The sequence below is a fragment of the Streptomyces caelestis genome (assembly GCF_001279005.1).
In the GTDB taxonomy this organism is placed as follows: domain Bacteria; phylum Actinomycetota; class Actinomycetes; order Streptomycetales; family Streptomycetaceae; genus Streptomyces; species Streptomyces heliomycini.
In genome coordinates, this window is the sequence record NZ_LGCN01000119.1 from 59,811 (window position 1) to 72,505 (window position 12,695).

General features: G+C 74.7%; 13 protein-coding genes and 1 pseudogene. 10 read left to right on the forward strand and 4 right to left on the reverse strand.

Annotated features, from left to right (window positions below):
• The first annotated feature begins 6 nt into the window (after positions 1-6).
• From ADK41_RS11095 to ADK41_RS11125, 8 genes and pseudogenes are all read left to right on the forward strand, one after another.
• Positions 7-327 carry an L-rhamnose mutarotase gene (locus ADK41_RS11095; protein ID WP_030821436.1) on the forward strand — a complete coding sequence of 107 codons (321 nt, stop codon included), beginning with the start codon at positions 7-9 and terminating at the stop codon, positions 325-327.
• Positions 328-342: 15 nt separating this feature from the next.
• Entirely contained in the window at positions 343-972 is a 630-nt protein-coding gene (locus ADK41_RS11100; RefSeq protein WP_030821433.1) for a hypothetical protein, read from the forward strand.
• 73 nt (positions 973-1,045) lie between these two features.
• Positions 1,046-2,071 carry a LacI family DNA-binding transcriptional regulator gene (locus tag ADK41_RS11105; RefSeq protein ID WP_030821431.1) on the forward strand — a complete coding sequence of 342 codons (1,026 nt, stop codon included), beginning with the start codon at positions 1,046-1,048 and terminating at the stop codon, positions 2,069-2,071.
• A 116-nt stretch (positions 2,072-2,187) separates the two neighbouring features.
• The gene (locus ADK41_RS11110) at positions 2,188-3,489 is read left to right on the forward strand and encodes an alpha/beta fold hydrolase (protein ID WP_030821428.1); all 1,302 of its coding nucleotides are present in this window, start codon (positions 2,188-2,190) and stop codon (positions 3,487-3,489) included.
• A 46-nt stretch (positions 3,490-3,535) separates the two neighbouring features.
• On the forward strand, positions 3,536-4,279 hold the full coding sequence (locus tag ADK41_RS11115) for a PIG-L deacetylase family protein (RefSeq protein ID WP_030821425.1): 744 nt from the start codon (positions 3,536-3,538) through the stop codon (positions 4,277-4,279).
• Positions 4,280-4,284: 5 nt separating this feature from the next.
• Positions 4,285-5,172 (forward strand): RNA polymerase sigma factor SigJ, encoded by an 888-nt coding sequence (sigJ, locus tag ADK41_RS11120; protein WP_030821423.1) that lies wholly within the window; start codon positions 4,285-4,287, stop codon positions 5,170-5,172.
• 418 nt (positions 5,173-5,590) lie between these two features.
• Positions 5,591-5,716: pseudogene (locus ADK41_RS43040) on the forward strand (TetR/AcrR family transcriptional regulator); the annotation flags it as partial.
• An 88-nt stretch (positions 5,717-5,804) separates the two neighbouring features.
• Positions 5,805-6,533 (forward strand): DUF2470 domain-containing protein, encoded by a 729-nt coding sequence (locus tag ADK41_RS11125; RefSeq protein ID WP_030821421.1) that lies wholly within the window; start codon positions 5,805-5,807, stop codon positions 6,531-6,533.
• Between the two features lie 33 nt (positions 6,534-6,566).
• On the opposite strand, the gene ADK41_RS11130 is transcribed toward ADK41_RS11125, so the two are convergent.
• Together ADK41_RS11130 and ADK41_RS11135 are read right to left on the reverse strand one after the other, a co-directional pair.
• Positions 6,567-7,802 carry an FUSC family protein gene (locus ADK41_RS11130; RefSeq protein ID WP_030821418.1) on the reverse strand — a complete coding sequence of 412 codons (1,236 nt, stop codon included), beginning with the start codon at positions 7,800-7,802 and terminating at the stop codon, positions 6,567-6,569.
• A gap of 81 nt (positions 7,803-7,883) precedes the next feature.
• Entirely contained in the window at positions 7,884-8,372 is a 489-nt protein-coding gene (locus tag ADK41_RS11135; RefSeq protein WP_030821416.1) for an FBP domain-containing protein, read from the reverse strand.
• A gap of 159 nt (positions 8,373-8,531) precedes the next feature.
• Between ADK41_RS11135 and ADK41_RS11140 the strand changes: the two genes are divergently transcribed.
• Both ADK41_RS11140 and ADK41_RS11145 read left to right on the forward strand, forming a co-directional pair.
• Positions 8,532-9,512 (forward strand): phosphotransferase family protein, encoded by a 981-nt coding sequence (locus ADK41_RS11140; protein ID WP_030821414.1) that lies wholly within the window; start codon positions 8,532-8,534, stop codon positions 9,510-9,512.
• A gap of 91 nt (positions 9,513-9,603) precedes the next feature.
• Positions 9,604-10,902, forward strand: a complete 1,299-nt coding sequence (locus tag ADK41_RS11145) for an ROK family transcriptional regulator (RefSeq protein WP_030821412.1) — start codon at positions 9,604-9,606, stop codon at positions 10,900-10,902.
• A 166-nt stretch (positions 10,903-11,068) separates the two neighbouring features.
• Here the strand turns inward: ADK41_RS11145 and ADK41_RS11150 are convergent, their stop codons facing one another.
• Together ADK41_RS11150 and ADK41_RS11155 are read right to left on the reverse strand one after the other, a co-directional pair.
• Positions 11,069-11,335, reverse strand: a complete 267-nt coding sequence (locus ADK41_RS11150; protein WP_030821409.1) for a hypothetical protein — start codon at positions 11,333-11,335, stop codon at positions 11,069-11,071.
• A gap of 68 nt (positions 11,336-11,403) precedes the next feature.
• Positions 11,404-12,435 (reverse strand): SDR family oxidoreductase, encoded by a 1,032-nt coding sequence (locus ADK41_RS11155; protein WP_030821407.1) that lies wholly within the window; start codon positions 12,433-12,435, stop codon positions 11,404-11,406.
• Between the last annotated feature and the right edge of the window lie 260 nt (positions 12,436-12,695).

A 12,695-nucleotide genomic window follows, 5' to 3' on the forward strand; every position in this document is an offset into this window, starting at 1 on the left:
TACTTCATGCAACGCGTCTGTTTCCTGCTCAAGGTCCGACAGGACCGGATCGCCGAGTACCGCGAACGCCACGCCGCCGTGTGGCCCGAGATGCGCGAGGCGCTCTCGGCCACCGGCTGGCACAACTACTCCCTCTTCCTGCGCGACGACGGCCTCCTCGTCGGCTACCTGGAGACCGAGGACTTCGAGGCGGCCAAGGCCGGCATGGAGGCCACCGAGGTCAACGGCCGCTGGCAGGCCGAGATGTCCCCCTTCTTCGAGTCCCTCGACGGCTCCCGGCCGGACGAGGCGATGAAACCGCTGACCGAGGTCTTCCACCTCGCCTGACGACGAGAGCCCGCGATGAGACGACGCACTCCGCCGGCCGGCGCGCTCCTCGGCACCGCGGCGGCCCCCGCCCTGGCCGCCGCGCCCGGGCCGTCGGTCACCCGCACCGGCAGCACCACGCTCGACAGCCGGGCGGTCTTCTCCGTGTCCCACGACGGCCCGGTCAGCGACAACGCGTTCCGGAAGAACGGCCTGCTCACCCACAAGGGCCACCAGCACGCGGCCCGGTGCACCGCCGACCGGGGCGTCGTCGGCCGCCGCGCCCTCGGCACGAACACCTGGCGGACCGTGCGGGCCGGTCACGCCTTCCCCGTCCGCCGTACCGCCGCCGGCACCCGGCGGAAGACCGGGATCCCCGTCCCGCTCGACTCCGGCCGGCGCACCGAGCCGGCCCCGGACCGGTACGGCGACGCCCGCGCCGTGTTCCCCTACGGCCGTATCGCCGCCGCCTCCGCGGCCTTTGGACACACCGACCAAAAGCCGCTGTACGACGGCGCCGGCCCGAACGCCTCCGGCGAGGTGGTGACCGACGGGACACGTGTCCCCCAGGACGGGGTGCTGCCGGTCGTGCACCAGGAGAAGTCCACCGGTAGGACACCCTCGCCCCTGCGCGTAGTCGACTCCGGGCTGCCCGCCCGACCGTGACCGCTCACGGGCGGCGCTGCCGGTAGTGTGATGGCCCGCCGCGCCGCCCCCTCTCCCTGGAGGTCCCTGCCCGATGGCCCAGTCGGTGGGTATCAAGGACGTCGCCCGCGTCGCCGGAGTGTCCGTCGGCACGGTCTCCAACGTCATCAACCGCCCGGACACGGTCGCCGCCGAGACCCGGGCGCGGGTGCTGTCCGCCATAGACCGGCTCGGCTACGTCCGCAGCGAGTCCGCCCGTCAGCTGCGGGCCGGCCGCAGCCGCATCATGGGCCTGCTCGTCCTCGACATGGGCAACCCCTTCTTCGTCGACGTCGCGCGCGGCGCCGAACGCGCCGCGCGCGCGGCCGGGCTCGGCGTGATGGTCTGCAACAGCGCCCAGAGCCCGGACGAGGAGGCCGAGTACCTCTCCCTCTTCGCCGAGCAGCGGGTGCGGGGCGTGCTGCTCACCCCGGCGGACGCCACCGGCCGCAACATCGAGGCGTTCCGCCGGCACGGCATCCCCTTCGTGCTGGTCGACCGGGTCGCCGAGGGCACCACCGAGTGCTCGGTCTCCGTGGACGACGTGGCGGGCGGCGCGCTGGCCGTGCGGCACCTCGTCGACGCCGGCCACCGTTCCGTCGCCTACGTCTGCGGCCCGCCCGGGCTGAACCAGGTCCGGGACCGCCGCACCGGCGCCCTGAACGCCCTCGCCGAGGCCGGACTGGGCCCCGACCGCCTGCGCGAACTGCCCACCGAGCGGCTCGACGTCGCCGCCGGACGCGACGCGGGCGCCCGCCTCCTCGGACTCGCCGACCGGCCCACCGCCGTCTTCTGCGCCAACGACCTGCTCGCCCTCGGTGTGCTCCAGGCGATGTACGCGGCCGGCGTCGGCGTCCCCGACGACCTCGCGATCGTCGGCTACGACGACATCGAGTTCGCCGCCGCGGCTGCCGTACCGCTCACCTCGGTGCGGCAGCCCGCGGTCACCATGGGCGCCCTGGCGGCCGAGCTGCTGCTGGAGGAGACCGGGAGCGGGAGCACCGCCGAGCCGCACGAGCACCGCCGGGTCGTCCTGCGCCCGGAACTGGTGGTCCGGCGCTCCAGCCTGACGGCCCGCTGACGGACGGTCCGCTGACGGTCGGTCCGCAAGGATTCCGTGATCCCGGGCTCGTCGGCCGGACGAACGTGTGCTGAACTGGGGCACGGTCCGACAATCCGTTCGTCCCTGGAGCCCCGTTGTCCGTCAGCTACCGCCAGCCCGGAGTGGTCCTCACCGACCGCCGGTTCACCGTGCCCCTCGAGCACGACGACCCCTCGGGGGAGACGATCGAGCTGTACGCGCGGGAGGTCGTCGCCGGCGACAAGGCCGGCCGGGACCTGCCCTGGCTGCTCTACCTCCAGGGCGGACCCGGCTTCGGGGCGAACCGCTTCATCGGGAAGCAGGCCTGGCTCGGCCGCGCCCTCGAGGAGTACCGCGTCCTCCTCCTCGACCAGCGCGGCACCGGCCACTCCACCCCCGCCAACCGGCAGACGCTCCCGCTGCGCGGCGGCCCCGCCGAACAGACCGACCACCTCGCCCTCTTCCGCGCCGACTCGATCGTGCGGGATTGCGAGGCCATCCGCCCCGAGGTGACCGGCGGCTCCCCCTGGACCGTGCTCGGCCAGAGCTTCGGCGGCTTCTGCACCGTCGCCTACCTGTCCACGGCCCCCGAGGGCCTCGACACCGCGCTGATCACCGGCGGACTGCCCTCCCTCGACGCCCACGCCGACGACGTCTACCGGGCGGCCTACCCGCGCGTCGAACGCAAGGTCGCCGCCCACTACGCCCGCTACCCGCAGGACGTCGAGCGCGCCCGCCGCATCGCCGACCACCTCCTGACCCGCGAGGTGGTCCTCCCGAACGGCTACCGGTTCACCGTCGAGGCGTTCCAGTCCCTCGGCCGGCTGCTCGGCGGCGGCGACGGCAGCCACCAGCTGCACTTCCTCCTCGAGGACGCCTTCGTCCGCACCCCGGGCGGCCCCGCGCTCTCCGACGCCTTCCAGGAGCAGGTCCAGGGCCTGCTGTCGTTCGCCGGCCACCCGCTGTACGCGCTCGTCCACGAGGCGATCTACGGCCGGGACGCCCGGCCCACCGCCTGGTCCGCCGAACGCGTGCGGGCCGAGTTCCCGCGGTTCGACGCGGCCAGGACGCTCGCCGGCGACGAGCCGCTGCTGTTCACCGGAGAGACCATCCACCCCTGGATGTTCGACTGCGACCCCGCGCTGCGCCCGCTGCGCGAGACCGCCGAACTGCTCGCCGCGCGCACCGACTGGACGCCCCTGTACGACCCGGCGCGCCTCGCCGTCAACGAGGTCCCGGTCGCGGCGGCCGTCTACCACGACGACATGTACGTCGACACCGCCCACTCCCTGCGCACGGCCCGCGCGATCCGCGGCCTGCGCACCTGGGTCACCGACGAGTTCGAACACGACGGCGTCCGGGCCGGCGGTCCCCGCGTCCTGGACCGGCTGCTCGCCCTGGCACGTGACGAGGTGTGAGCCGGGAGCCGGGTGGGATGCCGGTGCGGCGGGTTAGTCTGCGGTCATGACCGAGCCGACGATCAGTCAACTCCAGCCCTTACCCGACGACTGGCAGCGCGCCCTGGCCGTGGTGGCCCACCCGGACGACCTCGAGTACGGCTGCGCGGCGGCGATCGCGTCCTGGACCGACGCCGGCCGCGAGGTCTCCTACGTCCTGGCGACCCGCGGCGAGGCGGGCATCGACACCCTGGAACCGGCGACGTGCGGCCCGCTCAGGGAGCGGGAGCAGCGGGCGAGCGCGGCCGTGGTCGGCGTGTCGGAGGTCCGCTTCCTCGACCACCCGGACGGGGTCGTCGAGTACGGCCCCGCGCTGCGCCGGGACATCGCCGCCGAGATCCGCCGGTACCGGCCCGAGCTGGTGATCACCCTGAACCACCGGGACACCTGGGGCGGCACCGCCTGGAACACCCCGGACCACCTGGCCGTCGGGCGGGCCACGCTCGACGCGGCCGGTGACGCCGGCAACCGGTGGATCTTCCCGGAGCTGACCGAGCGGGGCCTGGAGCCCTGGGACGGCGTGCGCTGGGTGGCGGTCGCCGGTTCCACCGCCCCCACGCACGCCGTGGACGCGACGGCCGGGCTGGAGCGTGCGGTCGCCTCGCTGCTCGAACACCGGACCTACATCGAGGCGTTGACCGACGAGGACCCGGAGGCGTACGCGCGCGGGTTCCTGACGGGGAACGCCGAGGAGGCGGGCAGACGGTTCGGCGGCCGGCCGGCGGTCTCCTTCGAGCTGTTCCCCCGGTGAGCCCCGTGGCCGACGAGGGGGAACTGCTGGCGGAGCGCTTCGAGGAGCACCGGGGGCATCTCAAGGCGGTCGCCTACCGCATGCTCGGCTCGCTGGCCGAGGCGGAGGACGCCGTCCAGGAGGCCTGGTTGAGGCTGGGCCGCACCGACACCGGCGACATCGGCAACCTCGGCGGCTGGCTGACCACCGTGACCGGCCGGATCTGCCTGGACCTGCTGCGTTCGCGCGCCGCGCGCCGCGAGCAGCCGATGGACGAGACGTTCGTCCCGGACCCGGTGATCAGGCCCCTCTCCCCGGTGGACCCGGAACAGGAGGCGCTGCACACCGACTCGGTGGGCGTGGCGATGCTGGTGGTGCTGGAGACGCTGGAGCCCGACGAGCGGCTGGCGTTCGTCCTGCACGACATGTTCGCCGTGCCGTTCGACGACATCGCCCCGGTGGTGGAGCGCAGCCCGGCCGCGACCCGCCAGCTCGCCAGCCGGGCCCGTCGCCGGGTACGGGACGCGACCCCCTCCTCCGAGCCCGACCCCGGCCGGCAGAAGCGGGTGCTCGAAGCGTTCATGGCCGCCGCGCGCGGCGGTGACTTCGAGGCGCTGGTCGCCGTCCTCCACCCGGACGTGGTGCTGCGGGCGGACGCGGGCGCACTGGTGCGCGGCGCGGCCGGGTCGAGGACCCTCCGCGGCGCGAAGACGGTGGCCGAGTCGGCGCTCCTGTTCGCGCGGTACACCGCGGCGGCCCGGACGGTCCTGGTCAACGACGCGCCGGGCCTGCTCAGCGTGGTGGACGGCCGCGTCCACTCGGTCATGTCGGTCACCGTCACCGACGACCGGATCACCGGCATGTACATCCTGTCCGACCCGGACCGCCTCGAACGTGTGGAAGCACTGACCTAGTCGCGGGCGGTCGTGCCGCAGGGCGCTGGGGCAGGGTGGACGCCGGGGTGCTCCCTCCCGGGGGAGGCACCCCCGCGAGCGCCGGGCCGCGCGACCCGCCCCCGCCCCGCGCCTCGACGCGGGTTCGGGCGGACTCGGACCCCGCCCGGCCCCGCGTCGAGGCGCGGCGTTCCGGCCGCAGCCGCAGCCCCTCCGGCATCGGCGTCAACCGCTCGGTCACCCGCGGGCGGTACCCGGGCCCGGCCCGCAGGTCACGGTCCACGCCCCACACCCCGGGATCCCGGTGCGGCATCGAGTGAGCGCCGGCGTCCCCGCACCATGCCGCATCGGACACGGCCGGCCGAGCACCGTGTCCTGTGGCCTCCCGGGTGAAGGCCGGCGCGGTCGGCCACGGCCGCGGCGACTCGTCGAGCACTCGGCGGAGCGCGGCCGGCCGGCCTTCACCACGGCGGTCCGTCCAAAGTGGCCGCGCGGCTCGGAGCCGGCCCGCGAGCAGGTGCGCGACCTGTGCGCACGTGCCCTGCCGGGCGTCCTCACGCCCTGAGAGGTCTCGTGGGGATCACGGCATCCGGTTGGCGCGCACTCCGATCTTCGGTAAGTTAGGCAAGGCTTACCTAAGAGGAGGTTCGGGGATGGCTGACGACACGCACGGCTGGACGGCCGCGCCCGGTGCGGCGGAGCGGGCCCGCTCGGTGCTCGCCGCCGCGTGGTCCTGCGCGGTGACCGCGGAGGGCGCCCGGGAGGAGCTCGTCGGCGCGCACGGCGTGACCGACGACGGACGGGTGCTGCTGCAGGTGCCCGAGGACAGCGCCCTGCTCGCCGCCGCGATCTGCGCGCCCCGCGGCGAGCCGTCCGCCGTGCTGGAGTTCGCCGACGTGGCGCCCGTCCCCGTGCGCGACCGCATCCGCGCCCGGCTGTGGCTGGCCGGCCGGCTCGCCGCGCGGGACGGGCGTCACGTCCTCCAGCCCACGCGCGTGGTGCTCCGGCAGCCCTCCGGCACCCTGGTGGTCGACGTCGACGAGTTCGCCGCCGCCGCGCCCGACCCGCTCGCCGCCGCCGAGGCCCGGCTGCTGACCCACCTCGCCGACCGCCACGCCGACGCGGTCGAACGGCTGACCCGGCTGGTCGACCACGGCAGCCTGCACGGCGCGGTCCGCGTCCAGCCGCTCGCCGTCGACCGGCACGGACTGACCCTGCGCGTCGAACGCCTCCGCACGAGCGGTGACGTACGCCTGCCGTTCCACGCGCCTGCCGACGACGTCTCCCGGCTCACCGAACGCATGCACGTCCTGCTCGCCCAGGCGGGCGCCGCCTCCCGCCCCCGTGCGCTGCAGCGGCAGCGCACGGACGGCGAGGGGTGACGCGGGGGGTCCGGTCGTCCCCGGCCGAGTACGTCACCGGGGGCGGGGGGAGGCGTCACGGCGGTTCCGGCGCAGCCGCTCCCACAGCCGGGTGAGCCGCGGCAGCCGCGCGCGCTGCGCCTGCGAGTGCCGGTCCAGCTCCTCGAACAGCCGGCGCGTGCGGTGCTCGGTGTCCATCTCGTCGAGGATGCGGTTGACCTCGGTCAGCACGGCGCCCAGCAACTGCCACTGGCGCGCGTCGCGCCGGGCCTCCTCGAAGAGCAGCCGGGCCAGCTTGTCGCGGGTGGCGGCCGCCTGCCGCAACTGGGAGGCGAGCCGTTCCTCCGCGGATTCGGCGTTCGCGCTCACGCTCGTGGTCACCAGCACCGCGAAGCTGACCACGGCGTCCGCGATCTCGGACAGCAGCTCCTCGAAGACGGCGCCCGTCTCCGGCTCGAACAGAGGTTCCGGGTCGCGCTTCTTGGTCAGGTCGGCCAGTGTGCGTGCCAGCACCCGCAGCACCACCGTGCAGATCTCCAGCGTGTCCAGGCCGGTGCGCAGCACCACCCGGTGCAGCAGGCCCTCGCGCACCCGCGGATTGAGCCGCAGGCTGTCCTCCGCCTGCCGGAGGTCCGCGTCGACCTCGGTGATGTCGTGGTCCAGCCGGCGGGCCTCGTGCAGCCGGGCCTCCGCGCGGTGCGGGGGCGTGCGGCCCGCCGCCTCCTCGCCGATGCGCAGCATCAGCTGCCGCACCCGGCGCGCCAGCTCCTCGATCGACTCGCCGGCCTCCTCCACCCACACGGGCGGGGCGAGCAGGAGGTTGAACCCCATCCCGACGAACGCCCCGATCAGTGTCTCCACGATCCGGGCCCAGGCGGTGTCCCCGTGCGTGGTCACGCCGAGCACCAGCATCGCGCTGATCGCCACCTCGGGCACGAACTCGTCCACCCGCACCAGGTGGCCGACGATCAGCGACGCCAGGATGAGCAGGCCCAGACTCCACCAGGTCAGGCCCACCAGGAGGCTGAAGAGGATCGCCACGACGACGCCGGTCACCACGGAGTTCACCCGGCGCATCCCGGTGGTGAGCGTGGAGTACAGGGTGACCTGGACGACGAGCAGCGCGGTGAGCGGCGCGGTGAGCGGCGCGGCCTCCGGACTCAGCCGCACCGCGATGACGTAGGCGACCGTCGCGGCGGCGGTCGATCTCACCATCTGCACGGTCACCGGGTCCCGGTGCCGCTTGACGAACTCGACGGCCGGCGCGGTCATCTCACGTACCACTTGCATCCTCGGACGGTTCCCCCTCCCCGGACGCCTCGAACGTGTTCACCTGCGACGGCAGTCCCCCGGCGGACAGCCGGGCCGCTCCTACAGCTTGTCGAGGAAGGCGGACAGGTTGCCCCTGGTGCGGGCGATCTGTTCCTCCAGGGTGAGGCTCTCCTCGAAGCGGGCGCCGGTCTCCGGGACCTTCCTGCCGCGCAGGTAGAGGGAGCAGGCGAGGTCGGTGCACATGTAGGCGCCGACCGAGTTGCCCTCACGGCCGGCCGGGCCCGCCTTGCGCGCCGTCATCAGGGCGACCCCGCCGCGCGGATGGGTCGTCAGGCACAGGGAGCACATGCTGCGGTGCAGGAAGCCGCGCCGGGCGGGCTGGAAGCGCATGGCCACCCCGACGAGGCGGTCCTCCCGCTCGGTGACGAGATAGCTGCGGTCGGGTGCGCCGGGATCGCGCCAGCCCAGGAAATCGAGGTCGTCCCAGGGGCGTTCGTCCAGGTCGCGCGGCACGGCCAGCCGCTTGGCCTCACCCTTCGAGCAGTTGATGAACGAACCGCGGATGTCCTGCTCGGTGAGTGTCCTCATGGGGCTTCTCCTGGCGTGCTCTTTCGAAACCTGGGGGGTCTAGGTTTCTGGGTCAGGGTAGATATCCGGCCCGGGGGAGGGCCAACGATTTTTCCGGGGCCCCGCCCGCGTGCGTTCCGTACGCTGTACCGCGGTCGCCGAGGGGAAGGGGTGTGGACGATGGGGGACTCCTGGGAGCGGGCCCGCCGGGTGCTCGCGGGGGCGGGGCTGCCGCCCGACGCGCTCACCGGGGTGCGCCCGCTGAGCGGGGGCACCTACAACACCGTCGAGGAACTCTCCCTCGCCGACGGCGGCCGCTATGTGCTCAAGGTCCCGCCCGCGCCCTCCGTCCCCGGCCTCCGGCACGAGCGGCGCCTGCTCGTCTCCGAGGCGGACTTCTGCGCCGGGGCCGCCGAGGCCGGCGTGCCCGCCCCGCGCGCGGTGTCCGTCGGCGGCGACACCTCCGCACCGTATCTGCTGATGACCGCCTGCCCGGGCGAGCCCTGGACGGAGGCGGAGCCGGCCGACGGGGAGCGGGCGGGGCTGCGCACGGAACTCGGCCGTCAGGTGGCCCGGCTGCACCGGGTGACCGGACCGGGGTTCGGCTACCCGTCCGGCGCCCTCGGCCCGCTCGCCCCCGACTGGCGGACGGCGTTCACCGCGATGACCGACGCCGTGCTCGCCGACGCCCGTGACTACGGCGCCCGGCTGCCGCGTCCCGTCGACGAGGTGGCCGCCGTGCTCCGTGCCGCCGCCGGGGCGCTCGACGAGGTCACCGTGCCGGCCCTCGTCCACTTCGACCTGTGGCCGGGCAACATCCTGGTGGAGCGCCCGGCGGCGGGGGAGGCCCGGATCGGTGGGCTCGTCGACGGGGAGCGCATGTTCTGGGGCGACCCGCTCGCCGATTTCGTCTCCCTCGCCCTGCTCGGCGACATCAGGACGGACCGGGCGTTCCTCGCCGGGTACGGGGAGGCCGGCGGCCGGGCCGTCTTCGACACGGCGGCCCGCGTCCGCCTCGCCCTCTACCGCGCCTACCTCTACCTGATCATGATCACCGAGACGGTCCCGCGGGCGGTCGGGGACGAGCACGAGCGCCGGGTTCAGGAGACCGTCGCCCCGGAGCTGACGGCCGCGCTGGACGAGATCGGCGACCTCGGTTAGTTCACATCGTGAAATAAGGGGGAGGGGAAGTCGCGTCGCACCGCTTTCCGGCGGTATGTTGCGGGTCGGGCAAGGCCTCGGAAGGAGCCGCATGGCGGGGCGGAACGGGCGCACGGTACGCGACCTCAGGCGGGCCAACCGCACGGCCGTGCTGCAACGGCTGTACTTCGACGGCCCGCTGAGCCGCTTCGAGCTCGGCCCCGCGACCGGGCTCAGTTCCGGCTCCGTGAGCAACGTCGTCGCCGACCTGGTCGCCGACGGCCTCGTGGAGGAGGCCGGCAGCGTCGACTCCGACGGCGGCCGGCCGCGCACCCTGCTGCGGGTGGCGCCGGCCAGCGGCCACATGATCGGCGTCGACGTGGGGGAGACCCGGGTCCGCGTCGAACTGTTCGACCTGACCCTCACCGAGCTCGCCCGCGCGCAGCGCCCGCTGGAGCCGCAGCGCTACGAGGTCGAGGTCATCGTCGACCACATCCGCTCCGGCGTCGCCGAGGTGCTCGCCGGCGCCGGCCTCGCCCCCGAGCGGCTGCTCGGCGTCGGCATCGGGGTCCCCGGCATCGTCGAGCACACCCCCGGCCGGGGCGCCGTCGTGCACGGCCAGACCATCGGCTGGGACGCCGTCCCCCTGGAGTCCCTGGTCCGCGCCGGGTCCCCGCTGCCCGAAACGGTGCCGTACTTCATCGACAACGGCGCCAGGACCCTCGGCCAGGCCGAGATGTGGTTCGGCGCCGGGCGCGGCGCCCGCAACGCCCTCGTCGTCCTCTTCGGCTCCGGCGTAGGCGCCTGCCTGGTCACGCCCGAGGTGGAACACGGCCGGGCGGTCGAATGGGGGCATCTGACCGTACGGGTCAGGGGGCGCCGCTGCCGCTGCGGTGCGCTCGGCTGCCTAGAGGCGTACGCGGGCGCCGAGTCGCTGCTCGCCCGGTGGCGCGAGGAGGGCGGCCGTGTGCCCGAGGGCCTCGGGCACACGGACGAGGAGACGGCGCTGACGACGATGCTCGCCGCCGCCTACCCGGCCGACGACGGCGCCCCCGACCTCGTCGCGCTCGCCGTGCTGGAGGAGACCGCCGAGTACCTGGGCGCGGGCCTGTCCGACCTGATCAACCTCTTCCAGCCCGAGCGCATCCTCATGGGCGGCTGGGCCGGCCTCCGGCTCGGCTCCCGCTTCCTGCCGTCCGTGCGCCGGCACGCCCTGTCGTACGCGCTGCGCCACCCGGCCGGGAAGGTGACGATCGAACTGGGCCGGCTCGGCCCCGACGCGGTCACCGTCGGCGCCGCGATCCTGCCGCTCGCCGATTTCTTCGCCCGCGGCGGCCGCCGCCCCGACCCGGACCCGCAGTCCCCGCCGCCCGCCTGGCACACGGCCCTCCGGGAACGCACCCCGGGCTAGGAACGCCCGCACGAGGGTCCCGCGCGAGTCGGCCCGGCCTGGCACCGGGTCTCGCGGGAACGCGTCCGCGTCGGGGGCGACCCGGCCCGGACCGGCCGGAAGGCGCCGCCGACGCGAGCCGGCCCGGGCCGCACGGACGGACTCCGGGTCCGTCCGTGCGGCCCGGTCAGGCGGAGGGTTCGTCCGGCACCGGCTGCTGCGGGTTGCCGGACGCCGAGTGCGGGGCGCCCTTCCGGCCCGTGCCGGCCTCGTCCGTGTCGGGGACGTCGGACTCCGGCTCCTCCGGCTCGTCGGCCTCGTCCTCGCTCCTGCGCTCCGCGGCGCCCGGCGCGACCTCCCAGGGGTCCTCGCCGGCGCCTGCCTGCTGGTCCGGCAGGTCACGGGGAACACCCGCGCCGTTCTCGCCGGGTCCTTCGAGGCGGTGGTCGGTCACGGCACTCTCCCTTCGTTCGTGCGCTGACCCTCGCGGATACCTCCGCGAGGGCCGGTGAAACCCGGTGCTCAGCCGACCTTGCGGCCCCGCATCGGTTCCGTGTCCTCCCCGGCGCCCTGCTCCATGCCCAGCAGGAACTCCTCCACCACCCGGGTCGCCGTGTGCTCCGGCCGCCAGCCGAGTTCCACGCGCGCACGCGTGCAGTCCATCAGCGGAAGCCTCAGCACGGCGTCGAACAGATGCGGCGAGGCGGGCAGCAGACGCAGCCCCCAGGCGGCGGCGACCGCCGAGCGGGCGGCGGTGCGCGGCAGCCGTACCCGGCGCGTCCCGAGCATCTCCCCGAGCAGTTCCGCGTCGACCGTCGGCTCCGCGGCGAGGTTGAAGGCGCCCCGCGCCTCGGCGGACAGCACGGCCAGACGGTAGGCGTGGGCCGCGTCGTCGGTGTGCAGCGCCTGCACCCGCAGCCCCGGGACGTCCGGGAGGACGGGCAGCAGCTCGGGCCGCGCCAGCTGACCCGGCAGGAAGCGGCCGCCGAAGATGCGGCGCTGCTCGCTCGCCGACTCCCGCTTGAAGAGGAACGCGGGCCGCATCCGTACCACCCGCGTCCCCGGGTGATCACGCTCGAACGTGTCCAGGGCCCGCTCCAGGTACGCCTTCTCCCGGCAGTACGCGGCGTCCGGCCAGCCGTGCGTGGGCCACGACTCGTCCACCGCGCGGTCCTTCGGGCCCGGCGAGTACGCCCCGACCGACGAGGCGTGCACCAGCGCGGGCACCCCCGCCTCGGCCACCGCGTCGAACACCCGCATGCCGCCGAGCACATTGGTGCGCCAGGTGCTCGCCGGATCGTGCGTCGGCTGGAACGCCCACGCCAGATGGATCACCGCGTCCGCGCCGGTGAACTCGCCGACGAGATCGGACCGGTCCGAGGCCAGGTCCACCGCCGACCACTCGGTCTTCGGGAGCGACAGGTCGGGGATCCGCCGCGCCAGGCCCCGTACGGAGCCGACCTCCGGTTCCTGCGAGAGGACCCGCACCACGCTGGTCCCGACATTGCCGGTGGCGCCCGTGACGACGATCCTCCTGCCCGCTGCGCTGCTCACCTTCCCGCTCCTCTCGGCCGCCCGTTCCGCGGAACGGGCCGAGTACCCCTCGGGCGGGGGCGTGCACGCCCGTCGGACGTGCCGGAGCGGGCGACGCCGGGCGACGGCAAGGGAAAGCCCCGACCGCGACGGGGGAATCACGGCCGGGGCGGCTCGATGTGGGCACGGACGGCGGTCGCCTCTCGGCGAAAGGCTCCACAGGGCTTCAGCCGAACGATCGTCCCTGTGGGCGGATGGTGAGGCCCGGGGACACTGTCCCG

Bases quoted from the DNA above. Each gene is read 5' to 3' on its own strand.
- ADK41_RS11130 (WP_030821418.1), bottom strand. From the start codon at position 7,802: ATGCAAGTGGTACGTGAGATGACCGCGCCGGCCGTCGAGTTCGTCAAG.
- ADK41_RS11135 (WP_030821416.1), bottom strand. From the start codon at position 8,372: ATGAGGACACTCACCGAGCAGGACATCCGCGGTTCGTTCATCAACTGC.
- ADK41_RS11115 (WP_030821425.1), top strand. From the start codon at position 3,536: ATGACCGAGCCGACGATCAGTCAACTCCAGCCCTTACCCGACGACTGG.
- ADK41_RS11105 (WP_030821431.1), top strand. From the start codon at position 1,046: ATGGCCCAGTCGGTGGGTATCAAGGACGTCGCCCGCGTCGCCGGAGTG.
- ADK41_RS11095 (WP_030821436.1), top strand. From the start codon at position 7: ATGCAACGCGTCTGTTTCCTGCTCAAGGTCCGACAGGACCGGATCGCC.
- ADK41_RS11125 (WP_030821421.1), top strand. From the start codon at position 5,805: ATGGCTGACGACACGCACGGCTGGACGGCCGCGCCCGGTGCGGCGGAG.
- ADK41_RS11100 (WP_030821433.1), top strand. From the start codon at position 343: ATGAGACGACGCACTCCGCCGGCCGGCGCGCTCCTCGGCACCGCGGCG.
- ADK41_RS11140 (WP_030821414.1), top strand. From the start codon at position 8,532: ATGGGGGACTCCTGGGAGCGGGCCCGCCGGGTGCTCGCGGGGGCGGGG.
- ADK41_RS11145 (WP_030821412.1), top strand. From the start codon at position 9,604: ATGGCGGGGCGGAACGGGCGCACGGTACGCGACCTCAGGCGGGCCAAC.